The 23,281-nt window shown below is 71.5% G+C and carries 28 protein-coding genes; 12 read left to right on the plus strand and 16 right to left on the minus strand.

Annotated features, from left to right (window positions below; translation table 11 throughout):
• Positions 1 to 40 precede the first annotated feature (40 nt).
• Together ABD830_RS46485 and ABD830_RS46490 are read left to right on the plus strand one after the other, a co-directional pair.
• Positions 41 to 1,465, plus strand: a complete 1,425-nt coding sequence (locus ABD830_RS46485; protein ID WP_345001723.1) for a pyridoxal phosphate-dependent decarboxylase family protein — start codon at positions 41 to 43, stop codon at positions 1,463 to 1,465.
• A 51-nt stretch (positions 1,466 to 1,516) separates the two neighbouring features.
• On the plus strand, positions 1,517 to 2,434 hold the full coding sequence (locus ABD830_RS46490) for a TIGR04222 domain-containing membrane protein (protein ID WP_345001725.1): 918 nt from the start codon (positions 1,517 to 1,519) through the stop codon (positions 2,432 to 2,434).
• Positions 2,435 to 2,450: 16 nt separating this feature from the next.
• Here ABD830_RS46490 and ABD830_RS46495 read toward each other — a convergent pair whose 3' ends face one another.
• Complete coding sequence (locus ABD830_RS46495; protein ID WP_345001727.1) at positions 2,451 to 3,344, minus strand: LLM class F420-dependent oxidoreductase; 894 nt, start codon at positions 3,342 to 3,344, stop codon at positions 2,451 to 2,453.
• 84 nt (positions 3,345 to 3,428) lie between these two features.
• Between ABD830_RS46495 and ABD830_RS46500 the strand changes: the two genes are divergently transcribed.
• Positions 3,429 to 3,965, plus strand: coding sequence for a TetR/AcrR family transcriptional regulator (locus tag ABD830_RS46500; RefSeq protein ID WP_345001729.1), 537 nt, complete (start codon positions 3,429 to 3,431; stop codon positions 3,963 to 3,965).
• Positions 3,966 to 4,082: 117 nt separating this feature from the next.
• Here ABD830_RS46500 and ABD830_RS46505 read toward each other — a convergent pair whose 3' ends face one another.
• Positions 4,083 to 4,940: a hypothetical protein gene (locus ABD830_RS46505; protein ID WP_345001732.1), complete on the minus strand. Its 858-nt coding sequence runs from the start codon at positions 4,938 to 4,940 to the stop codon at positions 4,083 to 4,085.
• 336 nt (positions 4,941 to 5,276) lie between these two features.
• Between ABD830_RS46505 and ABD830_RS46510 the strand changes: the two genes are divergently transcribed.
• The 4 genes from ABD830_RS46510 to ABD830_RS46525 all read left to right on the plus strand — a co-directional run bounded on the left by ABD830_RS46510 (position 5,277) and on the right by ABD830_RS46525 (position 8,557).
• A complete protein-coding gene (locus tag ABD830_RS46510) occupies positions 5,277 to 6,224 on the plus strand; it encodes a pectate lyase family protein (protein ID WP_345001735.1) in 948 nt (315 codons plus the stop codon).
• Positions 6,225 to 6,439: 215 nt separating this feature from the next.
• Complete coding sequence (locus ABD830_RS46515) at positions 6,440 to 7,111, plus strand: TetR/AcrR family transcriptional regulator (RefSeq protein ID WP_345001738.1); 672 nt, start codon at positions 6,440 to 6,442, stop codon at positions 7,109 to 7,111.
• Positions 7,095 to 7,295, plus strand: coding sequence for a ferredoxin (locus ABD830_RS46520; RefSeq protein WP_345001741.1), 201 nt, complete (start codon positions 7,095 to 7,097; stop codon positions 7,293 to 7,295). The genes ABD830_RS46515 and ABD830_RS46520 overlap by 17 nt, the downstream gene beginning before the upstream one ends.
• 38 nt (positions 7,296 to 7,333) lie before the next feature.
• The gene (locus ABD830_RS46525) at positions 7,334 to 8,557 is read left to right on the plus strand and encodes a cytochrome P450 (protein ID WP_345001744.1); all 1,224 of its coding nucleotides are present in this window, start codon (positions 7,334 to 7,336) and stop codon (positions 8,555 to 8,557) included.
• Here ABD830_RS46525 and ABD830_RS46530 read toward each other — a convergent pair.
• Positions 8,547 to 9,710: an FAD-dependent oxidoreductase gene (locus tag ABD830_RS46530; protein WP_345001746.1), complete on the minus strand. Its 1,164-nt coding sequence runs from the start codon at positions 9,708 to 9,710 to the stop codon at positions 8,547 to 8,549. The genes ABD830_RS46525 and ABD830_RS46530 overlap by 11 nt on opposite strands.
• Before the next feature lie 18 nt (positions 9,711 to 9,728).
• On the minus strand, positions 9,729 to 10,193 hold the full coding sequence (locus ABD830_RS46535; RefSeq protein WP_345001749.1) for an SAM-dependent methyltransferase: 465 nt from the start codon (positions 10,191 to 10,193) through the stop codon (positions 9,729 to 9,731).
• Between the two features lie 98 nt (positions 10,194 to 10,291).
• On the opposite strand from ABD830_RS46535, the gene ABD830_RS46540 reads away from it, so the two are divergent.
• From ABD830_RS46540 to ABD830_RS46560, 5 genes are all read left to right on the plus strand, one after another.
• A complete protein-coding gene (locus tag ABD830_RS46540; protein ID WP_345001752.1) occupies positions 10,292 to 13,021 on the plus strand; it encodes a helix-turn-helix transcriptional regulator in 2,730 nt (909 codons plus the stop codon).
• 95 nt (positions 13,022 to 13,116) lie between these two features.
• The gene (locus ABD830_RS46545) at positions 13,117 to 13,479 is read left to right on the plus strand and encodes a YciI family protein (RefSeq protein ID WP_345001754.1); all 363 of its coding nucleotides are present in this window, start codon (positions 13,117 to 13,119) and stop codon (positions 13,477 to 13,479) included.
• 124 nt (positions 13,480 to 13,603) lie between these two features.
• Entirely contained in the window at positions 13,604 to 14,089 is a 486-nt protein-coding gene (locus ABD830_RS46550; protein ID WP_345001757.1) for a phosphoheptose isomerase, read from the plus strand.
• A complete protein-coding gene (locus ABD830_RS46555; RefSeq protein ID WP_345001760.1) occupies positions 14,086 to 14,298 on the plus strand; it encodes a HypC/HybG/HupF family hydrogenase formation chaperone in 213 nt (70 codons plus the stop codon). Before ABD830_RS46550 ends, ABD830_RS46555 begins: the two co-directional genes overlap by 4 nt.
• A complete protein-coding gene (locus ABD830_RS46560) occupies positions 14,295 to 14,894 on the plus strand; it encodes a D-sedoheptulose-7-phosphate isomerase (RefSeq protein WP_345001763.1) in 600 nt (199 codons plus the stop codon). Before ABD830_RS46555 ends, ABD830_RS46560 begins: the two co-directional genes overlap by 4 nt.
• Here the strand turns inward: ABD830_RS46560 and hypE are convergent.
• Genes hypE through ABD830_RS46615 form a run of 12 tightly spaced genes read right to left on the minus strand, consistent with a single transcriptional unit; the run spans position 14,877 to position 23,276 of the window.
• Positions 14,877 to 15,950: a hydrogenase expression/formation protein HypE gene (gene hypE, locus ABD830_RS46565; protein WP_345001766.1), complete on the minus strand. Its 1,074-nt coding sequence runs from the start codon at positions 15,948 to 15,950 to the stop codon at positions 14,877 to 14,879. The two genes, ABD830_RS46560 and hypE, sit on opposite strands and share 18 nt — an antisense overlap.
• A complete protein-coding gene (gene hypD, locus ABD830_RS46570; RefSeq protein WP_345001768.1) occupies positions 15,947 to 17,101 on the minus strand; it encodes a hydrogenase formation protein HypD in 1,155 nt (384 codons plus the stop codon). The genes hypE and hypD overlap by 4 nt, the downstream gene beginning before the upstream one ends.
• A 21-nt stretch (positions 17,102 to 17,122) precedes the next feature.
• Positions 17,123 to 17,395, minus strand: coding sequence for a HypC/HybG/HupF family hydrogenase formation chaperone (locus ABD830_RS46575; RefSeq protein ID WP_345001770.1), 273 nt, complete (start codon positions 17,393 to 17,395; stop codon positions 17,123 to 17,125).
• Complete coding sequence (locus ABD830_RS46580) at positions 17,373 to 17,738, minus strand: hydrogenase maturation nickel metallochaperone HypA/HybF (protein WP_345001773.1); 366 nt, start codon at positions 17,736 to 17,738, stop codon at positions 17,373 to 17,375. Before ABD830_RS46580 ends, ABD830_RS46575 begins: the two co-directional genes overlap by 23 nt.
• Before the next feature lie 5 nt (positions 17,739 to 17,743).
• Positions 17,744 to 17,851: a DUF6893 family small protein gene (locus ABD830_RS54515; RefSeq protein ID WP_378520715.1), complete on the minus strand. Its 108-nt coding sequence runs from the start codon at positions 17,849 to 17,851 to the stop codon at positions 17,744 to 17,746.
• Between the two features lie 11 nt (positions 17,852 to 17,862).
• Positions 17,863 to 18,660 (minus strand): hydrogenase maturation protease, encoded by a 798-nt coding sequence (locus ABD830_RS46585; RefSeq protein ID WP_345001776.1) that lies wholly within the window; start codon positions 18,658 to 18,660, stop codon positions 17,863 to 17,865.
• A complete protein-coding gene (locus tag ABD830_RS46590; RefSeq protein WP_345001778.1) occupies positions 18,657 to 19,535 on the minus strand; it encodes a hypothetical protein in 879 nt (292 codons plus the stop codon). The genes ABD830_RS46585 and ABD830_RS46590 overlap by 4 nt, the downstream gene beginning before the upstream one ends.
• 6 nt (positions 19,536 to 19,541) lie before the next feature.
• On the minus strand, positions 19,542 to 20,180 hold the full coding sequence (locus tag ABD830_RS46595) for a DUF6084 family protein (protein ID WP_345001780.1): 639 nt from the start codon (positions 20,178 to 20,180) through the stop codon (positions 19,542 to 19,544).
• Between the two features lie 11 nt (positions 20,181 to 20,191).
• The gene (locus tag ABD830_RS46600; protein ID WP_345001783.1) at positions 20,192 to 20,410 is read right to left on the minus strand and encodes a hypothetical protein; all 219 of its coding nucleotides are present in this window, start codon (positions 20,408 to 20,410) and stop codon (positions 20,192 to 20,194) included.
• Positions 20,407 to 21,027 (minus strand): DUF5947 family protein, encoded by a 621-nt coding sequence (locus ABD830_RS46605; RefSeq protein WP_345001785.1) that lies wholly within the window; start codon positions 21,025 to 21,027, stop codon positions 20,407 to 20,409. Before ABD830_RS46605 ends, ABD830_RS46600 begins: the two co-directional genes overlap by 4 nt.
• Positions 21,024 to 21,461 (minus strand): hypothetical protein, encoded by a 438-nt coding sequence (locus tag ABD830_RS46610; RefSeq protein ID WP_345001787.1) that lies wholly within the window; start codon positions 21,459 to 21,461, stop codon positions 21,024 to 21,026. Before ABD830_RS46610 ends, ABD830_RS46605 begins: the two co-directional genes overlap by 4 nt.
• Positions 21,462 to 21,470: 9 nt before the next feature.
• Entirely contained in the window at positions 21,471 to 23,276 is a 1,806-nt protein-coding gene (locus ABD830_RS46615) for a nickel-dependent hydrogenase large subunit (RefSeq protein WP_345001789.1), read from the minus strand.
• Positions 23,277 to 23,281 lie beyond the last annotated feature (5 nt).

The following is a 23,281-nucleotide window of genomic DNA, read 5'->3' on the forward strand; positions in this document are numbered from 1 at the left end:
GTCCAATCCTTCACGTACGCCGCCTGTCTACCGTGCCCGGGTGACAACCGACGAACGTGCTCTTCCCCTTGACCTCGACCCCTCCGCCATCGCACGCCTGGGCCGGCACGCGGTGGACTTCCTGGCCGACTGGGTCCGCGAGCTGGACTCGGCCCCCGCGAGCGACTACGAGCAGGCCGAACGGCTGACCACCGCCCTGCGGCGGCCGCCCGGCGACGGCCCCGGCGACTTCGGCGCGCTCCTGGAGCTTTTCCGCGAGGCCGCCGGGCAGGGCGTGGACACGGCCGGGCCGGGCTATCTCGCCTACTTCCCGGCGGGCGGGCTGGTCACCGCCGCGCTGGCCGAGCTGCTGGCCGAGACCGTCAACCGGTTCACCGGCGTGGCCCAGACGGCGCCCGCGCTGGTGGCCATGGAGCACGGGGTGCTGACCTGGTTCTGCGACCGGTTCGGGCTGCCGCCGGGAGCGGGCGGGCTGGTCACGACAGGCGGCTCGGTGGGGACGCTGTCAGCCCTGCTCGCCGCGCGCCAGTCGCTGGCGGACGGCACGGCAGCCGCGAGCCACGCCCTGGGGGACGGCACGATCTACGTGACCGAGCACACGCACTACTGCGTCGCCAAGGCCGCCCGCATCGCCGGTCTGCCCGCCGAACGGATCCGCATCGTGCCCGCCACCGCCGACCTGCGCATGGACGTCCCGTCGGCGGCCACGATGATCGCCGCCGACCGCGCCGCGGGGCTCCGCCCGTTCCTGCTGGTCGGCACCGCGGGGACCACCAGCTCCGGCACCGTCGACCCGCTGGCCGAGCTGGGCGAGCTGGCCCGCAGGGAAGGGCTGTGGTTCCACGTGGACGCCGCCTACGGCGGGGGATTCCAGCTCACCGAGCGCGGCCGGGCCCGCCTCTCCGGGATGGAGACGGCCGACTCGATCGTGCTGGACCCGCACAAGAGCCTCTTCCTCCCGTACGGCACCGGCCTGCTGCTGGTGCGCGACCCGCACGTCCTGCATGCCGCCCACGCGGCCGACGGCCGGTACCTCCAGGACCTCAGCCCGACGGGCGACCTGCCCGACTTCGGGCACCTCGGGGTGGAGCTGACCCGGGAGTTCCGCGGGCTGCGGCTCTGGCTGCCGCTGCACCTGCACGGTGTACAAGCCTTCGAACGGGAACTGGACGAGAAGCTCGATCTCACCGCCGACCTCCACCGCCGCCTCGCCCAGGACGCGCGCTTCGAGGTGCCGTGGCAGCCGGACCTGACCGTGGTGCTCTTCCGGCTACGCGGTACGGACGAACGCAACAGGCGGTTCCTGGCCGAGATCAACGCCACCCGGCGCGTGTACCTGAGCAGCACGACCATCGACGGGAGGTTCTTCCTGCGCCTGTGCGTGCTCAACTTCCGCACCCACGCGGACCGCCTCGAGGAGGCGCTGGGCATCATCCGCACCGCGGCCTCACGGGAAGTCCGTTGACCGGAACCCTTATCTCCCCCTAATGCGTTGATCGGGAAACGGGGAGGTCTCATGGACGTTGTCCTGGCTCTCGTGTCGGCGCTGCTGGGGGCGGTCACCGTCGGCACGGTTCTCACGGCGGAGTTGTCGCTGGCCCGGGCCCGCCTGCGGATCGGCGGGCTGCGGGACGTCGAGCTCGGCTACTACGACCTCGCCTATCTGGCGGGCGGCCCCTGGCGGGTGGCGGACACCGTAGTGGGGCTGCTGTCGAGGGAGGGCGAGATCCGGGTCTCGAGAGGGGGCAAGCTGCACCGCGTCCGCACCGCCGTCTCCGCGGGACACCCGGTGGAGCAGCGACTGCTCGAGATCATGGCCGCGCGGTCGGTCGGCCGCCCGGCCATGCGCGTCAAGCGCGAACTGGCGGGGAGCGCGGAGGTCGCCGAGATCAGGGACAGGCTCGTCGGCCTGGGCCTGATCGTCGATCCTCGGGCCGTGGCCGGGTACCGCGTCTGCCGGGACCTGCTGAGGTGGATCCCCGCGATCGCGGTCGGCGGGGCGGTGGTCAACGTGATCGTCATGATCGTGATGGGCTCGCCGGAGCTGTCGGTGGCGAGCCTGCTGGGGTTCGGCGCGAGCTGGTTGGTGGCCAAGAAGCTCGCACCCCTGTACGCCGGGAACCGGCGGGTCACGCTGGGCCGGGCGGGGCGCCACCACGTGGAGAAGGCGCGGCGGGAGCACCCGCACGGGGTCGTCGCCGACGCGGTGGCCATGCCGCTGGCCCTCTACGGGCTGAGCCACCTCGGGGACCCCGGGCTGTCGGCCGAGCTCAGCACCCGGGCGATCCCCGACGGCCATCTCTACCCGGCTGACCTGGGCCTCAGCCACTCGTACGGGGCCATCCCCGGCAGCGGCGGCTGGGGATGCGGTGGCGGGGGTTGTGGGGGCGGTGGCTGCGGCGGCGGGGGTTGTGGCGGCGGCGGGAGTGGGTGATCCCCGCCACCTGGTCTCAGCGGCGGAAGAAGTCGAGGGTGCGGGCCCGCTCCTGCGCGTCTCCGACCGGGCTGACCAGGAACTCCGTCGTGCCGGCGTCCGCGTACTGGGCGATCGACTTCTCGACGGTGCGCTCGTCTCCGGCGATAACCGTCTCGTGCACGCCGGAAAGGCCCTGGCGCTCCAGCATGGAGCCGTAACTGGCGAAGCTCCCGGCGAAGCCGAAACGTTCGCCGATCTCGCCACGGACCCGTTCGGGATCGTCCGTGACGGCCACCATGGCACTGGCCACCACCCGTGGTGAGGGGCGGCCCGCCGCCCGCGCGGCCTCGGTGATGCGCGGCACGATGTGCTCGCTGATCGCCTGGGCGCCCGTCCAGACGGTGACCGTGCCGTCGGCCAACTCTCCCGCGATGCGCAGCATCATCGGGCCGAGCGCCGACAGCAGCACCGGTGGCGCGGCGACGCCGGGCGCGTCCACCTGTCCGACGGCCGAGAGCGTCTCGCCGCGGTACTCGACCGTCTCGCCGCGCAACAGCGGCATCAGCGCGCTGAGGTACTCGCGCACGTGCCGGGCGGGGCGGTCATAGGACAGGCCGAACGCCCCCTCGACGATCTCCCGGTGGCTCGGGCCGAGGCCGAGCGTGAAGGTGTTCCCGCTGACGGACTGGGCGGTGAGCGCCTGTCCGGCCAGCGCCAGCGGGTGCCTCGGGTACGTCTGCACCACGGCCGTGCCGACGTCGATGCCCAGCACCTCCCGTCCGGCCAGCGCCGCCACAGTGATCGAGTCCCACGAGGTCAGCTGGCTGAAGAAGGCGCTCTCGAAACCCGCGGCCTTCGCGTCGCGCACATGCCCGACCAGGGAGTCCACGCTTGCGCCGCCGCTGTGGAGGTAGACACCGAGCTTCATGGCTGCTCCTAAGGTGAAGACAATATTCCGCTTAAGGAAGGCGGCTACGATAACCTGAATCGGAAATTCCGGTAAGGGGGGTGAATGGTAAGAGCTGACGCGCGGCGCAACCGCGAACGCATCACGACGACCGCGCTCGACCTGTTCGCCGAGCACGGACCCGCCGTGTCCATGGAGGACATCGCCCGCGCGGCGGGACTCGGCGTGGGTACGCTCTATCGCCACTTCCCCGACCGGCTCACCCTCGTCACGGACATCGCGAACACGGCGCTGCACGCTCTGCGCGACCACGCCCTGGCGCAATCGGCCGAGGACATCTCCCGCTGGGAGGTGCTCCTGCGCGTCGTGCGTCACTGCGCCGGTCAGCCGTTCGCCCTGATCACTTCACTCGTCGGGACGCCCCCGGCGCCGCCCTCGACCCGCGAGCTCGTACGGGAGGTCAACGCGTTGCTGACCGAGGTCGTCGAGCAAGCGCAGGAAGAAGGCACGATGCGCCGCGACCTCACGCCGGAGCAGGTCGTCGAGCTGCTCAACGTGATGGTCTGCCGCCCTGGCGCCCGGCCCGACGACCCGCTCACTACCGTGCTGCTCGATGGCCTCAGGGCGCGCAGGACCGCTTGACCGCCTTGCCCGTGAGGTCTCGCTGGACCCGGAGCTGCGGCGCTTCGCCTGGAATTCCTCACGGAGGAGACCGCCACCGGCGCCCGCCTGGGCCCAAGAACGAACCGCCCCGGCGGGTCAGTGCTTGATGGGCAGGTCCCTTCGGGCCTGGTCCAGGTCCTTGGCCCAGATCCACAGCCGGTACGGCGGCGGCACCTCGTGGTAGCCGTACAGGCCGACCTCGGTCAGCGTACGCAGGTCCACGCACACGCGCTGATAGGCCTCCCCGATCGCCTCCGCGGGGTCGTCCAGGTGCTGGGTGCCGAGTTTGACGCAGGCGCGGTACTCGTACCCCAGCAGCAGATCCGGGCCGAAATGTGACCAGGCGCCGCGCTTCTCCTGCCATGCCGCCTCGGCCTCGGTGAGCAGCAGGTTCAGGTCGAAAGTGGGCGGGATGGAGGGGTAGATCACGAAGGTGGCGGCCCAGCCGAGCGCCACCATGTCGAGGTTGAACGTACGCCGCTCGGGATCGTCGCGCGGCGGCAGCGGATCGGACGCGGAGCCGGCGAACCAGGGCGCGGTGTAGGCCAGCAGGCGCCCGTGGCCCTCGACGAGCTCGCCGGTGGCGACGACCGCCATCTTGCGTCGCGTCCCGTCCCGGCGGGTCAGCCGGGTCTTCACCATGGTCCGGTGTGCCTCGGCCGCCAGCTCGCCGGCGGTCAGGTGGTGCAGGGCGGCGTCGGAGGTGATGCGCGAGACGAGGTAGTCGCGCAGGTGCTGGGGGAGAGCGTCGTACGTGCCGTCCTGAAGCCGGGCCTTGGTGCGTTCAAGGGTTGCCTGGGCGGTCGGCGGGCTGCCGCCGTAGTGGCTCTCCGGGGTGTCGATCGACACCATGCGGACCGACATCTCGATCTTCGGGGTGTCGCCGTCGGTCACGTCGACGAACGGGTAGTCGTTGGCCGGGCGGCTGGGCCCGACGAAGTGAAGATCGATCATTCCTTGCGCTCCAGTGACGGCGAAGACCTGGAACCCCAACATCGCAGCCGATCAGGATGCCACGACGACGGACACGCTTGTCCACACTGCCGGAGATCGTAAATTTCCGATTCGGCACCCTCAAGGGCGGCCCGACATGAAAGTTTCACCGTGAGAAAGCCCCGAGGTGGGTCGCTGGCCAGCGGCGATGCTTTTTCGGCAGTGATCGTCACCGGTCCCGGCATTGACGCTAGGAAAGCGCTTTCCTACCGTTGCGGTCGTTCGCTCATGTGTGTGGCGTTCACAAATGTGAACGGCAGTCAGGAAACGACTCGCAAGCACGGGAGGAGAACAGAGATGCGACGCACCTCCAAACTGGTCAGCGGCCTTACCGCCGCGATCACCGGGGTGGCCGGGCCGGCCATGACCGCGCAGCCCGCGTCGGCGGCCGACAGCGCCCCGGTCGGATGGGCTACGCAGGGCGGCGGCACGACGGGCGGTGGCAACACGTCCCCGACGACGGTGAGCTCGTCCTCCGCCCTGTCCAGCGCCCTGTCGTCCGGCTCCACCGCGGTGATCAGGGTGTCGGGGACGATCTCCTGCTCCGGCATGCTCCGCGTGGCCTCGAACAAGACCGTCATCGGCAACTCCGGCGCGGTGATCGCCGGCTGCGGATTCAACGTCTCCAACGCGTCCAACGTCATCATCCGCAACCTGACCTTCCGCAACTGGAACGACGACGGTATCAACGTCCAGTACTCCACGCGGGTGTGGATCGACCACAACTCCTTCAGCAACGGCTACGACGGAGCGGTGGACATCAAGCGCGCCAGCGACTACGTCACCGTCTCCTGGAACAGGTTCTCGAGCCACGACAAGACCATGCTGCTCGGCCACAGCGACAGCAACGGCGGCGAGGACCGCGGCCACCTGAGGGTGACCTACCACCACAACTGGTTCGACGGGACCAACCAGCGCCACCCGCGGGTGCGCTTCGGCAACCCGGTGCACGTGTACAACAACTTCTACTCCAACATCGGCAGCTACGGTGTGGCGTCCACCTGTGAGGCGGGCGTCCTCGTCGAGGGCAACTACTTCGAGAACACCAAGGACCCGTTCCACCGTGGCGAGGGCAGCTCTCCCGCGGGCAACCTCGTCGCCCGCAACAACTACTTCGTGAACTCCGGCAGCGGCAGCGCCGGAGGCAGCGTCGGCTCGATCCCGTACTCCTTCACCCTGGACACCCCCTCCAGCGTGAAGTCGATCGTGACCGGAGGTGCGGGCGCGGGCCGCATCAGCATCTGACCCCCACTCGCTGACGGCCTCCCCCGGGTCCCCTCCACACCCGTGGGAGGCCGTCCCATGCTCGCGTACGCCTCGAAGAGGGTAGTTTTTAATTCAGTCGCTTGACTTAAGCATTCACGCTTTGGTTGGGTGAACCCGGATCGATGTCCACTCTGGGAGGTCACGGTGAGTCAATCCGGCGGTGAGCAGGAGGAAGCCCCGGTGCGGTGGTGAGGATGGCCGTGCGAGCCGAGCGGGTCAGCGCGACCCGTGAGCAGATCCTGACGGCCGCGGAGCGGCTGTTCGCCGAGCAGGGCGTGTTCGCCGTGTCCAACAGGCAGGTCAGCGAGGCCGCGGGCCAGGGCAACAACGCGGCGGTCGGCTACCACTTCGGCACGAAGGCCGATCTGGTGCGCGCGATCGTGCGCAAGCACGCCGAGCAGCTCGAGCGCATCCGCGAGCGCATGCTGGCCGAGATCGGCGACTCGGCCGACGCACGCGACTGGGCGGCCTGCCTGATCCGCCCGGTCACCGAGCACCTGGACGCGCTGGGCAGCCCCACGTGGTTCGCCAGGTTCGGCGCGCAGGTGACGACCGACCCCGCGCTGCGCGACATCATGATCGACGAGGCCCTGACTTCGCCCACGCTCGTCGAGATCGTCACCGGGCTCAACCGGTGCCTGCCCCAGCTGCCCCCCGAGGTACGCGCGGAGCGCAGCGAAATGACGAGCCAGCTGATGGTCCACATGTGCGCCGAGCGCGAACGCGCTCTGGCCGAGGGCCGGCCCACGCCCAGGGCCACCTGGCACGACGCCGCGACCGGGCTGATCGACGCCGTGGTCGCGCTGTGGGCGGCCCCTTTCACACCCGACGAACAGAGAGGAACATCAGATGAAAGTACGCGTTGACGAGGACAAGTGCTGCGGTGCGGGCCAGTGCGTGCTGCTCGCGCCGGACGTCTTCGACCAGCGTGAGGACGACGGCATCGTCATCCTGCTGGAGGTGGAGCCCGCCGAGCATCTGCACGCGTCCGTCCGCGAGGCCGCCGCCGTCTGCCCCGCGGCCGCCATCGAGCTCAGCGAGAACGCGTAATCCCCTTCCTACCGACTTCTCCCAGAAGAGAGCACGCGATGACCGACACCTTGAGCCCGGCCGAGCTTCCGGACTTCCCGATGGCCAGGGCGGCCGGGTGCCCGTTCGACCCTCCGCCGCAGTTGCGCGACCTCCAGCAGGAAGGGCCGCTGGCCAGGGTCCGGATCCCCGAGAGCGGTGGCACGGCCTGGCTGGTGACGACGTACGCGGAGCAGCGGGCCCTGCTGGCCGACCGGAGGGTCAGCTCCGACGTCACCCGCCCCGGCTTCCCGATCCCGGTTCCCGCTGGAAGCGGCGGCGGCATCGGACTCAGCTTCATCCTGATGGACGACCCCGAGCACGCGCGGCTGCGCCGCATGGTGCAGGCGGCGTTCACCGTCAGGCGAGTGGAGTCCATGCGCCCGGCCGTGCAGCAGATCGTGGACGACATGATCGACGACCTGCTGGCAGGGCCGAAGCCGGTGGACCTGGTCGAGGCGTTCGCGCTGCCGGTGCCCTCGCTGGTGATCTGCGAGCTGCTCGGCGTGCCGTACACGGATCATGACTTCTTCCAGGAGAACAGCAAGACCATCATCAAGCGCAGCGTGGCGCCTGAGGAGCGGGCCGCCGCCGGCGGGCGGCTGGCCCAGTACCTGGACGACCTGGTGGGCAGGAAGCTCACCGAGCCGGGCGACGACCTGCTGTCGCGGGTGGCCGAGCGGGTGAAGGCCGGTGACCTGACGCGTCAGGAGGCCGCCCAGATGGGCGTGCTCCTGCTGATCGCCGGGCACGAGACCACCGCGAACATGATCGCGCTCGGCACTCTCGCCCTGCTGCGGCACCCTGCCCAGCTGGCCCTGCTGCGCGAGACCGACGACCCCAAGCTGGTCGCCGGGGCGGTGGAGGAGCTGCTGCGCTACCTCAACATCACCCACAACGGACGCCGCCGCGTCGCGCTGGAGGACATCGAGATCGCCGGCCGGACCATCAGGGCGGGCGAGGGGATCATCATGGCCAACGACATCGGCAACCGTGACCCCTCGGTCTTCCCCGACAACCCGGACGAGCTGGACATCCGCCGCGACGCCCGCCGCCACGTGGCCTTCGGCTTCGGCGTGCACCAGTGCCTCGGCCAGCCCCTGGCCCGGATGGAGCTGCAGGTCGCCTACAGCACCCTCTACCGGCGCGTCCCCACCCTGAGCCTGGCGACGGACCTGGACCGGATCCCGTTCAAGCACGACGGCGCGGTCTACGGCGTCTACGAGCTCCCCGTCACTTGGTGACCGCCAGCTCCGACAGGTTCATCGCCATCGTGTGGTGAACCGCCGGGATGAAGTCCAGGGCGCGCAGGGCCGTGTTGCGCAGGGAGCGGAGGGGGCCGTTGCCCACCGTCGCGATTCTCGTCATCTTGTGCGTGAAGGCGACGACCTCCTCGGCGACCGGGCGGCGCTCGGCCTCGTACGCGTCCAGGACCGTCTCCGGGACGCCGTCACGCAGCACGGCGGTGAGCTTGCCCGCCAGGTTGAGCGCGTCCTGGATGCCGGTGTTCATGCCCTGGCCGCCGGCCGGGCTGTGGACGTGGGCCGCGTCCCCGGCCAGGAAGATCCGGCCTGCCCGATAGCGGTCCGCGAGGCGGTGGTGGACGCGGAACCGTGAGCTCCAGACCAGGTCGGTGACCGTGGCCGGGTGGGCGACCGGGCCGCGGGTGTCCAGGAGCGCCTGGATGTCGGGGATGTCCGGGCGCTCGGGGGCCTCCTCGACCGTCGCGACGATCCGGTGGCGGCCGCCCGGCAGCGGGGCGACGACGGTCACCCCGGCCGGGGCGAAGTACAGGGAGACCTCGTCGGCGGCTCCCGCCCAGTCGAGGCGCACGTCGGCGAGCACGAACGACTGGGCGTAGGTGTCGCCGGTGAAGGAGATGCCGCTGTGCTCGCGTACCGTGCTGTGCATGCCGTCGGCGCCGACCACGTACGAGGCGCGGATCAGCCGGCCGTCGGCGGTCGTGGCGGTGACCCCCGTGGAGCTCTGCTCGACGCCCGTGACCTCGCACGCGCGGTGCACCGTGCCGCCCGCGGCCAGCAGCCGGTCCAGCAGCACCCGCTCGGTCACGTCCTGCGGCACCAGCAGCGTGTACGGGAAGTCGGTCGGCAGCTCGTCGAAGCCCACCGTCAGGAGGATCCGGTCGCGGTCGCGTACGGTGAAGCGCGGCACGGTGACGCCCAGGGACACCAGTTCGTCGCTCACGTCGATCTCGCGCAGCACCTCCAAGGTGCGGGCGTGCACGACGGAGGCCCGCGAGGTGTCGGCGCCGCTCGCCGCCTTGTCCACCAGGACTGCCTGCACGCCCTGCCGGGCCAGCGCGGTGGCCAGGGCCAGGCCCACCGGGCCCGCGCCGACGATCAGGACGTCCGTGCTCTCCGGAAGCTCTGCGTTCATGTCCGGGATCCCCTTGTCTCAGTAGTAGGTGCGCATCAGCTCGGTCGCCCAGGCCGGCTGGGCGGTCTCACCCTGCGGGCCGAACTCCGCCATGTACGGCTTGAGATCGAGGACCGGGCTGCCGTCGATGGCGTCCAGACCGCGTACGCGCACGTCGAGGCCGTCCACCGCGAGCAGGCGGCAGCGGGAGACCCCCAGCCGGTTCGGCCGGTTCTTGGCCCGCTGCGCGAAGATGCCCACCGGCGGCCAGTCCGGATTGCCCCTGGGGCGGCGGGCCGAGGTGTGCACGGAAGCCGGGTCCACGAGGTGGAAGAGGAACACCACCTCCAGGTGCGAGAACTCGTCCAGCCCGGCGAGCGCGTCCGGTGCGAAGCGCGTCCCGTCGAGGCGGATCAGTGCTTCCTCGGTGTTCCAGTCGTCGTCGAACGCCTCGGTGCGCCCGCCGATCACGGTGCCCACCGGGTGCAGGGTCACGGTCGTCATGGCTCCTGACCGTACGGGTCGGGCCTCGCCGGTGAATAAGTCACGATGACCGGGCGGCTCGCGGGCGCCGGCTGCCGCTTAGGTAGGGTCGGGGCATCATGATCGGGCGTAATGCGGAGATCGCCCTCCTCGAGAAGATGATCGCCGAGTCGGTGACCGGCCGGGGCAACGCCGTCCTGGTGCGCGGCGAGGCCGGGATCGGCAAGTCGGCGCTGCTGGCGGAGGCCGCCCGTACGGCGGGGGACGATCTGCTGGTGCTGCGGGTCACCGGCGTGGAGTCCGAGGCGGAGCTGCCCTTCGCGGCACTCCACCTGCTGCTGCGACCGGCGCGGCACCTCATCCCCGCCCTTCCCGCGGCGCAGCGGGCGGCGCTGCTCGGCGCGTTCGGCGAGAGCGAGGAGGGCGCCCAGGACCGCTTCCTCGTCGGGCTCGCCGTGCTGACCCTGCTCGCCGACCTCGCCGAGGAGCGTCCCCTGCTCTGCCTGGTCGACGACGTGCAGTGCCTGGACCGGGCGTCGGTGGACGCGCTGGTGTTCGCGGCGCGCCGGCTGGAGGCCGAGCGGATCACCATGATCCTGGTCGCCCGCGACGACGGTACGGATTCGCCCGTCCACGGCGTTCCCGAGCTGAGGCTGACCGGTCTCACGCGGGCCGACTGCGAGACGCTGCTCGCGGAGTCCGAGGCCGCCGATCTGGTGCCCGAGGTCCGGGACCGCGTGATCGAGGAATCCGAGGGGAACCCGCTCGCTCTGCTGGAGTTCGCCGCGGTCCTCACACCCGAGCAGCGGGCGGGGCAGCTGGCCCCGCTGCCGCTGCAACCGCCCAGGCTCTCCCTGGCCGGGCGGCTCGAGCAGTCGTTACGCGCCGCGATCCGGCAGCTTCCCGAACGCACGCAGCTCCTGCTCCTGGTCGCCGCGGCCGAGGGCGCCGGCGGCCTGGAGCTCGTCCTGCGGGCGGCGGAGGGCTTCGGGGCGGGGCTGCCCGACCTGGAGCCGGCCGAGCGCCGCCAGCTGGTGACGGTCTCCGACGGACTGCTGCGCTTCCGCCATCCCCTGGTCAAGACGGCCGCCTATCACGAGGCGCCCCTCGCCCGGCGTGTGGCCGCCCATCGCGCGCTGGCCGACGCGCTCGACGGCGACGAGCAGGCCGACCGCAGGGCCTGGCACCTGTCCGCCGCCGCCGTCGGGCCCGACGAGGAGACGTCCGGCGTGCTGGCCGCCGCCGGAGATCGGGCCCGGCAGCGCGGCAGCCATGCCTCGGCCGCCACCGCGTACGAGCGGGCGGCGCAGCTGACCGTCGATCAGCGGCGTCGGGCCCGCCGGCTGGCCGCGGCCGCCGACGCGGCGCTGGGGGCCGGGCAGCTAGACCGGGCCGGCGCCGCGGCCGACCGGGGCCGGCGCCTGACCGACGAGCCCGTCGTGCTGGCCCGGCTGGTCGCCGTGCGGGCGGCGGTCGACTCCGAGCACGGCACCCCGGCGCCGGCGGCGCTGATCGACGCCGCCGCCGGCATCGCCCGCACCGCGCCGGCCGACGCCGCGTCCCTGCTCGCGACCGCCGCCGGCGAGGCCTGGTTCGCCGGCGACCACGCCGCGCTGCGGCAGGCCGCCGAACTGCTCGAATCCGTCGTGCCCGGCGGCGATCCCGTGGCGGGAACGGTACGCGGCATGGAGCGCGTGGCGGCCGGCGACCCGGCCTCGGGCCTGCCGCTCATGCGCGCCGCTCTCTCGCCGCGCGACGCCGCCGACCCGGTCGCCGGCACGTACGCGGTGTTCAGCGCGTTGATGACCGGCGACGCCGACGCGGCCGGCGAGCTGGCCGCCGCGCGCGTGGCCGCCTGCAGGGAGCAGGGCCTGATCGGCGCGCTGCCGCATGCCCTGCAACTGCTCACCCAGGCGCAGATCCTGCGCGGAAGGCACGCGGAGGCGGCGGAGTCGGGGGCCGAGGCCTGGCAGATCGCCCACGACACCGGGCAGGTGGGGCGGCTGCGGCACCTGCACGGCATCCTGGCGTGGCTCGCCGCCGTCGAGGGCGAGGACGAGACGTGCGTACGGCTCGCCCGGCAGGCCGAGGGCGCCGCCCAGGAACGCCACGGGTCCGGGTGGGGCGGTTGCGCGCTGACCCTGCTCGACCTCGTACGTGCCCGCTATGAGGCGGTGGCCGGGCGGATGGCGCGGGTCCTCGACGGCCCGCTCGGCCACACCGTGATCGTCACCTTCGCCATAGCCGGCTACGTCGAGGCCTGCGCCCGGCTGGGGGAGCCGGAGCGTGCCTCCGAGGCGTTCGCCCGGTTCGACGCCTGGGCGGCGGCCAGCCGACAGCCGTGGGCCGCCGCCGTCACGCATCGCTGCCGCGCCCTGCTCGTTCCGCGCGACGAGGCCGAGACGCACTACGGCGCGGCGCTCGAGTGGCACGCCCGGGGAGGGTGCGAGTTCGAGCGGGCCAGGACCGAGCTGCTGTACGGCGAATGGCTGCGGCGGGCGCGCCGCCGCTCCGACGCCGGAGTGCGGCTGCGCGCCGCGATGGGCCGGTTCGCCGCCATGGGTGCCGCCCCATGGGCCGAACGGGCCCGTACGGAGCTGGCCGCGACCGGCGCCCGCGCCGACATGCCGGAGCTCGGGGTCGAGGCGAGACCGCTCGACGCGCTGACCCCTCAGGAGCTCCAGGTCGTCCGCCTGGCCGCGACGGGCGCCACGAACCGGCAGATCGGCGCCCAGCTGTTCCTGAGCCCGCGGACGGTGGGGTTCCACCTGTACAAGGCCTTCCCGAAGCTGGGCGTCTCCTCGCGCGCCGACCTGTCGGGCATCGACCTCGGAAATCGGATGGCGTGAGATCTCCCTTCGCTGTCGAATCGGCGGGAGGCCGTTCGTGTAGCCGGTGAAGCCCAGTGGGCATCATCCACCACATCAAGGGAGGTCACAGCGACATGAGGCACTACCTGCTCAGCATCCAGCAGCCAGACGGCGGCCCGCTGCAGCCCGAGCTCCTGGAGCCGATCATGCGTGATGTTGCGGCGTTCGACGAGGAGCTCAAGGCGGCCGGGGCCTGGGTCTTCGCGGGCGGGCTGCACGATGCGGGGGCGGCCGTCGTGGTGCGTCCCGGGGGCGGCGAGCCCCTGGTCACCGACGGCCCGTACGTCGAGGGCAAGGAGCACGTCGGCGGCCTGTCCATCATCAAGGCGCCCGACCTGGAGTCGGCGCTCGAATGGGGCCGCAAGCTCGCCCGCGCGACCACGCTCCCGATCGAGGTCCGCGAGTTCCAGGGCAAACCGAGCGACCACCTGGAGTAGCCGATGGCAGGGTCCCGGCAAGGGGAATCTTGCCGGGACCTTGCCGAATCGGTGGCCGAGAAAACCCCATCATTCATGCCGTCCCGCGGTGGAATGGGCGATGTCGTGCATCCGAGAAGACGGGATGTCGCAAGTGCTCGATCGGGTCCGTGACGCCGCGGGTATGGCGCTGGTGGCAGACGTCGGCGCCGTCATCGCGGCCGCGTCCGACATGTCCGGGCGGTTCCGGAGCGGCGGCAGGCTGCTGGCGTTCGGCCGGGCCGAGGCGGCCGCGGACGCGGCGCACGTGGCGGTGGAGTTCACGCACCCGGTGATCGTGGGCAAGCGCGCGCTGCCCGCGCTCTGCCTGGGCGCCGATCCCTCGTTGCTGCCGGTACTGGGACGGCCCCAGGACATCGCCGTGGGGGTTCGGCCCGCTGCCGGTGATCTCGCCGCCGCCCGCGCGCTCGGCATGCTGACCGTCGCCCTGACGGCGAACGAGGAGTGCCGGGAAGCCGATCACGTGCTGTCGGCGCGGAGCGAGGATCCGCTGGTCGCGCGGGAGATCCACATCACGGTGTACCACCTGCTCTGGGAGCTGGTCCATGTGTTCCAGGAGGCCGCCGCATGACCGAGGACGCCTGTGACTCCTGCGTGACCTGCGGCGACGTCGCCGTACAGGTCCGGGTGGTCGGCCTGCTGCCCGCGGGGCTGGCACGGGCCGACACCGGCGCCGGGACTGAGCAGATCAGTGTGGCGCTCGTGGACGTGCGGGTCGGCGACACTGTGCTGGTGCACGCGGGCGAGGCCATCGCCGTGCTCGGAAGGGACGAACAGTGACCGGGACGCTCTATCCGTTCCTGCGGCGTGACCCGCTCGACCTGACGGTGTCCACGGCCGAGAAGGCGCTCGAGAGCCTGGAGCTGCGGCGGCGGGTGCTCGACGAGCTGGAGGCGCCGCTGGTGGCGTGCGCGGCGGCGGTGGCCGCCGCGTTCCGCGCGGGCGGGCGGCTGTTCACGTTCGGCAACGGCGGCAGCAGCACGGACGCGAGGTCGGTGGCGGCGCTGTTCACCGGGCGCGGGCTGCCCGCGGTGTCGCTGGCCTGCGATTCGGCGCTGGTCACGGCGCTCGGCAACGACATCGGCTTCGACGTGGTGTTCGCGCGCCAGCTCGCCGCGCTCGGCGGCGCGGGCGACATCGCCTGCGCGCTGTCCACCAGCGGCGGCTCGGCGAACGTGCTGAGCGGGCTGGCCCAGGCCGGGAGCCAGGGGATGGTGACGATCGGTTTCGCCGGCTCGGGAGGCGGGCGCATGGCCGAGGAGCGGCTGGCGGAGCACCTGTTCGTCGTCCCGTCGTCGTCGGTGCACCGCATCCAGGAGGCGCAGGCGACGCTCTACCACGTGCTGGCCGTCCTGGTCTCAGCAGATGCGGGGTAGCGGGTCGCCCACGAGCACGTCCACCACCCTGGTGCCGCCGAAGGCGGTGCGGAGCAGGACCAGCCCGGCCGGCGCGTCGGCGACGGTCCCGACGATCGCGGCGTCGGCGCCCAGCGGGTGGGAGCGCAGGGTCTCGAGTGCCTGTCCGGCGTGCTCGCCGTCCACCACCGCCACGAAGCGGCCCTCGCAGGCCACGTAGAGCGGGTCGAGGCCGAGGAGCTCGCACACGCCGGTGACCTCGGGCCGTACCGGGATCTGATCCTCCCGCAGCACGACGGCCACCTCCGACGCGCGGGCCACCTCGTTGAGCACCGTGGCCACCCCTCCCCGGGTGGCGTCCCTCAGCGCCCTGACGTGCTGCGGCAGCGCCTTCAGCAGCTCGGAGACGATCCCGTGGAGCGGGGCCGTGTCGGACGTGATCGGCGCCTCGATGTCGAAGTCGCCCCTGGCCAGCATGATGGCGGCGCCGTGCTCCCCGATCGGGCCCGACACGATGACGGCGTCCCCCGGCCGCGCACGCGCGGCCGACAGCGTGACCGGCTGCTCGACGAGCCCGACTCCGGCCGTGGTGATGTAGCAGCCGTCGGCCTTGCCGCGCTGGACGACCTTGGTGTCGCCGGTGACGATCGTCACCTCGGCCGCCGCCGCGGCGGCCGCCATCGAGTCGGTGATGCGCCGCAGGTCGGCGACGGGGAAGCCCTCCTCCAGGATGAAGCCCGCCGACAGGTGGGCCGGCCTGGCCCCGCACATGGCCAGGTCGTTCACGGTGCCGTTGACGGCCAGGTCACCGATGTCGCCGCCGGGGAAGAACAGCGGCGACACCACGTAGGAGTCGGTGGTGAAGGCCAGCTGCCCGTCCTCGATCCGCAGGAGCGCGCCGTCGTCCAAGGGGGCGAGCAGCGGGTTGCGGAACGCCTCCAGGAAGACGGCCTCGATCAGGGTCTGCGTGGCCTTGCCCCCGGCGCCGTGGGCGAGCGTGATGAGCTCCTCCCTGATGACCGGCTTGCGCCGCCGGATCCGCTCGATGCGGTCGAGCACCTGCTGCTCGCGGCTCATGCCCGGCTCGCCTCCTCAGCCAGCGGCTCGCGGGCCGCCGCGCGCATCTGCTCCCGGCTGAACCGCCCGAAGTTGTAGTACGCGGCACAGGCGCCTTCCGAGGACACCATGCAGGTGCCGATCGGCGTCTCCGGCGTGCAGGCGGTGCCGAACACCTTGCACTCCCACGGCTTGAGCACACCCTTGAGCACCTCGCCGCACTGGCACGACTTGGGGTCGGCCACGCGCACGCCGGGCAGGTCGAAGATCCGCTCGGCGTCGAAGGCGGCGTACTCGTCGGCCATGGCGAGGGCGGAGTGCGCGATGAACCCGAGCCCGCGCCACTCGAAGTGCGGTCGCAGCCGCATCACCCGGCCGATGGCCGACAGCGCGACGCGGTTGCCGTGCCAGGGCACCACGCGGGCGTACTGGTTCTCCACCTCGCAGCGGCCCTCGGCGAGCTGGCCGAGCAGCATGTGCACGGAGGCCAGGATGTCCAGCGGCTCGAACCCGGCCACCACCATCGGCTTGCCGTAGTCGCGGGCGATGAACTCGTACGGCTCGCAGCCGATCACCGCCGAGACGTGGCCGGGGCCGATGAACCCGTCGAGTCGCAGGTCCGGCGAGTCGAGGATGGCCTTGATCGCCGGAATGATCATGACATGGTTGCAGAAGACGGAGAAGTTGGCCAGGCCCTCCTCCGCGGCCCGCAGTACGGTCATCGCGGTGGAGGGCGCGGTGGTCTCGAACCCGATCGCCATGAACACGACTCTCCGGTCCGGATTGGCCCGCGCGATCTTGAGCGCGTCCAGCGGCGAGTAGACCATCCGGATGTCGGCCCCGGCCGCCTTGGCGTCCAGGAACGAGCCCGTACCGCCGGGCACCCGCATCATGTCGCCGAACGACGTCATGATCACGCCCGGCTGGCGGGCGATGTGGATGGCGTCGTCCACCCGGCCCATCGGGATCACGCAGACCGGGCAGCCGGGACCGTGCACGAGGTTCACCTCGGACGGCAGGTGGTCCTCCAGGCCGTGCTTGTAGATGGTGTGCGTGTGGCCGCCGCACACCTCCATGAACGTGTACCGGCGGCCCGGCCGGCAGCGCGCGGCGATCTGCGCGGCGAGCGCCCGCGCCCGGTCCGCGTCGCGGAACTCATCGACGAACCGCATCAGAGGCCCCCTCGCCCGATCTCACGTGATGTCCGAGGCGCGCAGCGCGTCGAGCTCGTCCGCGTACGGCTGCCCGAGCCCCTCCAGGTAGTCGAGCACGGCCTGCGCCTCCTTCTCGGAGATCTTGGACAGCGCGAACCCGACGTGCACGAGCACCCAGTCGCCCGGCACGAGCCGCTCCTCGGAGAGCAGGCCGATGTTGATGCGCCGGCGCACGCCGCTGACGTCCACCACGGCCAGGTCGTCGTGCTCGGGAACGCGTTCGACGAGCTCACCGGGGATGCCGAGACACACCGGGCACCTCCTCGCCGAAGGTGACGGACTCCAGTACCAGCTCCTCGCCGCCGCTGAGGTCGACGTCGTCACCGCCGCAGACCGGGCAGACGGCCAGCGCGTCCACCGATTCGGAGAGGCTGCCGCAGGTCTCGCAGCGCACGGTCATCGGCGTGACGACGAGCTCCACCTCGGCGTCCTGCGCGGCCGTGCCGGCCGCAGCCATCGTGAACGCCTGGTCGAAGGCGTCGCCGACGACGGCGTGCCGGGCGCCGACGCGTACCCGGGCGGCCTTGACCCGCCTGCCCCCCGCCCGCTGCTGGATCAGCTCGACGAGGCCCTCGCACATCCCGATCTCATGCATGCTGCCTACATTCGTTCCATCTTCAGGTACCGCCGGATGTCCGGCCATTGGTGGACAATCAGCGCCGCCAGCCCGCAGACCATGAGCAGCGATATCACGCGTGACTTCCTCATCTCAGATCACCTCACCGGGATGCCGGATCGCGGGAGCCCGGAACGGTGCTTTCCGCAATCATTTCCATAACCAGGGACTTCACAAGGCTCGCGGCCTCGCCGACCATCGCCCGTACGGGCTCGCTCAGCTCGAACAGCGCCTCCCCGACCGAGACCGGCTCGCAGCAGACGACCCGCACCCGGGCGGGGAGCCGGCCGAGCTGCCGGGCCAGCCGCAGGACCCTGACCGGGTCCATGCCGTGCGTCTCCACCAGCGTGTCGCTCTCGTCCGGGAGCTCGGGCTCGAGGACGGTGAGCGTGCCGGGAGCCTGGCCGCGCGCCGCCGCGTCCACGAAGACCACGCCCGCGTACTCCCGTTGCAGGGCGTAGGCCAGGTCCATGCCGCGGATGCCGAAGTCGACGACGTCCATGCCCGGGACGGCCGCCTCCTCAGCGAGACGCCGGACCACTTCGACGCCGAACCCGTCGTCGCCCAGGAACACGTTGCCGATCCCGGCGACCAGGACGCGGGCGGGGCTTTCGAGGGGCTCGATCTCCTCGGCGGAGTAGAAGAACCGGTGCCCGGGCAGCCGGGCCTCGCCCAGGTCGCGCCCGGGGTCGTCGTCGAGCGTGACCGCGACGTGGAAGGCGCCCTCGTCGTCCTGTTCCACGCTCTCCACCACCGCGACGCGGCCGTCGAGCACGAGGTCGAAGATGTCGGCCCGGTTGCCAGGTCGCAGCCGGACCCTGCTGCCCGGCCCGACCGGCACTCCGCCGACGACCACCTCGCCGGGGCCGCGGCTCTCCATCTGGTCCCAGAATTCGCTCATGGCTCCGTCCTGCGCATGATGCCGTGGAGCCGCATCAGCTCCTCGGGTGTGAGGGACTCGCAGCGGTCGAGGATCTCCCGGGCGCGCGGATCCCCGTCACGGATCTCGTGCCGCTCCTCGTCGCTGAGCGCGAGCACGCTCAGCGTGAGGAGCTGGTCGATCTCGGTCGCGTCGAACAGGTCCCCGGGGCTCTCCGGCGAGATCTTCGGGTTGTCGTACAGGATGATCGGTGCGGACAGGACGGTGTCCTGCCCGACGAGCACCGGCCAGGCGCCGACGTTGTCGCAGCCCGCCGCGTCCGCCCGCAGCTCCTCGGGCGGGTCCATGAGCGAGACGAACCGGGCGCCCCGCGCGCGCAGCACGGTGTGCGCCGAGACCAGCGTGCGCCGCATGGCCTCGTCGCGGGTGCCTCCGTGCCAGGGCGTCGTGTTGGCCACCTCGACCGTGATCCGGAACAGGTCCGGCCGCAGCCGCCGCGCGCTCGCCTCGATCCGGCCGCACAGGGCCTCCCAGCCGCGCGCCACGTCTCCGGGGCCGCGGCGGAGCCCGTCCGGAATGTCGAGCTTCGTGATGACGGGGCCGGACAGCAGCTCGTCCAGGACGAGGCCCGGCACGTTCACCTCGCGCTCCCGTGCCTCCTGGCCGGGCGGGTTGCGGGTCACGACGTGCAGGAAGCGCACGCACACGTCAACGGTGTCGCGGGGCCCGGCTTGGAGCAGGCACTCGGTACGCATCATCGACGGGCTGCCGTATCCCTCGGGGTGGACGCCGCCGATCGTCCAGCGGTGCCGGTTCTTCAGCGCCGACTCCCGGTACGGCCACAGCAGGTAGCCCTCGTACAGCACGGCCCGCGCGATCTGCCTGACATGGTCCATGCGTGGTCAGCCTCCGCTCGTCTCCAACAGCGACCGCACCGCGTCGTCCCAGCCGAGCAGCGTGTGCCGCACCCGGTGCGCGTACAGGCGGTCGAACGTGTCGCGCTCCAGCCGGATCCAGGCGGTACGCGGGAAGTGGCGGTCCATGAGCTCCTTCCACACCTCCACCGGCATGCGGAAGGCCGACTCCGTGTCCCACGGCAGGTGGGCGGCCTGCAGGCGCCCTTCTTCCGCGTAGAACAGGGTGCCGGTGAACAGGAACCGCAGCGGCACCTCGCCGTCGGGCAGACCGTGCAGGTACTTGGCCGCGGCCACGTCGAAGTCGTAGGTGCAGGGGACGGTGACCGGCGCGGTGGTGGCGCCGGTGAAGGCCGGCACGTGCGTGACCGTCTGCGTCCACAGCAGGCTGGACAGGTTGCGTCCCCAGGCCGCGGGCGGGCCGAACAGCTCGGCGAGCCGCTCCCGCGCCTGCTCGTCGTAGCCGCGGCCGGTGGCGTCGATGCGGATCTGCGTGGTCAGCGTGAGCGCGCGGATCGGCGCGTCCGCCTCCAGACGGAGCAGGAAACGCAGCGCGGGCGCGACGGCGGGCTCGGTCGCGTCGACGCCGCGCACCTCGATCCGCAGCGCCGGTGATGTCGGTGGCATGGTGGTCGGGGTCAGGCGGGCGACAGGTTGGGCATGTCGGGGTCGATCGGGTCGTGCTTGGCGGCGTTGATGCCGGTCGAGCGCTTGGCCGTGGAGCGGCCGTCGGACAGGTGTCCGTCCTGTTTGTCGTAGTTGCCGCTCGTGTTGCCCTCGTGGACGCCCTTGACGTGGGCGGGGGCGTCGGGGCGTACGTCGCGCCGGCCCGTCTTGATCGTGCTCTTCTTGGTCATGTCGTGCTCCTGTCGGTGACCGGCGAGCACCGGTCGTCGAGGTCGGTGAAGAATCGGGTGATGTGCTGGCGTACGTCCGGACCGCCCGTCAGACCGCGCCACCGCGTACGGACGGCGCCGACGAGCGCGTAACAGTCGTCCACCGGCACGATCCAGGCGCCGCGGTCGCGGTCGGCGAGCAGGGCCTCGACATCGGGCTCCAGCTCCTGGAGCGCCGGGTTGTCGCGCAGCAGACGCTCCCAGGCGGTCAGATCGACGGACGCCTGCACCGCCCCGGCCGGGCTCGGGTAGTACTGGACCGGGAGCCCGGTGCCCGAGTCGTGGATCACGAACACCGTGCGCACCGGCGTCCGCAGGCCCGCCCAGGTCTCCTCGTCCAGGCTCAGGCCGCTCAGCCGCCGGCGGCGCTCCGGCACCAGCCGGTAGTGCCCGCCGCCGGCTGCCGCGTGGTCGAACAGCACCTGACAGGCCCGGCACGCGCAGCGCAGCTCGCGCTTGGGCAGTTCGAGCAGGTGGCGGTGGGTGGCGGGCAGCGGCTCGCCGCACAGCTCGCACTCCTGCGCCGGATGCGACTGATCGCGGGAGCGCGTGGCGAGCCGGCGCAGCAGACCGGTCATGTCGCCGGCGCCCGGCGGACGGCCAGGCTCTCGACCGGGATCAGGGCCGTGTCCTCGAACTCGATCTCGACCCGTTCGATCTCCGGCGCCGCGTCCTGCACCGCCTGCCGCATGGCGGCCGTGGACGAGCGGCAGCCGCCCGCCCGCAGCCGCAGGCGTACCAGGTCGTCCTCGACGGCGAGCACGTCGGCCGAGCTGCCGGCGATCGCCGTCTCCACCCGGGCCCGCGTGTCCAGCGGGTGCAGGTCGTGCAGCAGGAGCAGCGGCGAGACCAGCTCGTCCGCGGCCAGGCGCGCCGCCGCCTCCTCGCCCGCGACGGCCATGACCCGTGCCAGGCCCTCGCCGTACAGGTCGAGCAGCTCCCCGACGAGCTCGGTCGCGTCCGGGCCGGCCTGTTCGAGCAGGGACTCGATCCTGTCGATGCGCTCGTTCATCGCCCGTCCCTAGCCGGAGAAGCTCGCGCCGAAGGTGGGCGAATGCACCTGCTTGAGCACCTTGCCGTCGCCCAGGTACATGTGCACGCCGCAGGGCAGGCACGGGTCGAAACTGCGCACGGTACGCATGATGTCGATGCCCTTGAACGACTCGGAGCCGTTCTCCTCGAAGATCGGCATGCCCTGCACGGCGTCCTCATAGGGCCCCGGCGTGCCGTGCATGTCGCGCGGGCTGGCGTTCCACGGCGTCGGCGGGTACGGATGGTAGTTCGCGATCTTGCCCTCGCGGATCACCATGTGGTGCGAGAGCACCCCGCGCACCGCCTCGTGGAAGCCGACCCCGATCGCCTCGTCGGGCACGTCGAAGTCGGTGAACACCTGCGTGCGCCCGGCCCTGACCTCGCCCATCGCCTGCTCGAGGAAGTAGAACGCCATCGCCGCCGCGTACGCCACGAAGTAGGCGCGGGCGCGGTTGCGCTCGAGCGTGTTCGCCCAGCGCGGGATCTTCCACTCCAGTTGCGTCTCCGGCAGGGACGCGCTCCTGGGCAGGTTGATCTCCACGCTCTGCCCGGTGGAGCGGACCGTGCCGGTGTCGACGAGGCGGCCGAGCGCCGTGGACCACAGCCGGGCCAGCGGGCCGCCGCCGGTGTCGAGCGCCAGGTAGTCGTCGGTGCGCGAGTCGTACCAGCGGGGGCTCATCACCCAGCTGTAGTTGCCGCTCTCCAGGTCGCGCTTCTGCGGCCTGGGCAGTGTCGTCTGGTTCCACGGGTGGCGCTGGTCCACCGGGTTGCCGAGCGGGTCGTGGGTGACGAACGTCTCCTCGGCCTGCCAGTCGTCGTAGTACGAGCTGCCCAGCAGGATCCGCATGCCGAGGTTGATGTCCACCAGGTTGGTGGTCAGCAGCTCGCCGTCCAGGACGATGCCCGGCGTGACGAACATCCGGCGGCCCCAGCCGTTCATGCTCCGGTAGTCGTAGTCGACCACCGCCGGGTCCTGGAAGGCGCCCCAGCAGCCGAGCATCACGCGCCTGCGGCCGACCTCCTCGTAGCCGGGCAGCGCCTCGTAGAAGAAGTCGAAGATGTCGTCGTTCATCGGCACGGCCCTCTTCACGAAGTCGAGGACCTTCAGCAGCCGTGACATGTAGTCGGTGAACACCTGGGGCGTCGCGACCGTGCCCACGCCGCCCGGGTACAGCGTCGACGGGTGCACGTGCCTGCCCTCCATCAGGCAGCACATCTCCCTGGTGATCCGGCTGACCTGCAGTGCCTCCTTGTAGAGGTCGCCGCTGAACGGGTTGAACGCGCGCATGATGTCGGCGATCGTCCGGTAGCCGTGGACGCCGGCGTTGGGCGCATCGGTCGTCTCGGCCCGGCGCAGCAGGTTGGGGTTGGTCTCCTTGACCATCTGCTCGCAGTAGTCGACGAAGACCAGGTTGTCCTGGAAGAGCGTGTGGTCGAACATGTACTCGGCCGCTTCGCCCAGGTTGATGATCCAGTCAGCCAGGGGAGGGGGCTTGATCCCGTAGGCCATGTTCTGGGCGTAGATCGAGCACACCGCGTGGTTGTCGCCGCAGATGCCGCAGATGCGGCTGGTGATGAAGTGCGCGTCGCGAGGGTCCTTGCCCCTCATGAACACGCTGTAGCCGCGGAACAGCGACGAGGTGCTCTTGCACTCGACGACCTCGCGGTTCTTGAAATCGATCTTCGTGTAGATGCCCAGGTTGCCGATGATCCTGGTGATCGGGTCCCAGGACATCTCCACCAGCTCGCGGGTCTCGCCCGCCCGCTTCTTGGTCGGCTCCGTACGGATTGCCACCTCGC

The sequence above is a fragment of the Nonomuraea helvata genome (assembly GCF_039535785.1).
Taxonomy (GTDB): domain Bacteria; phylum Actinomycetota; class Actinomycetes; order Streptosporangiales; family Streptosporangiaceae; genus Nonomuraea; species Nonomuraea helvata.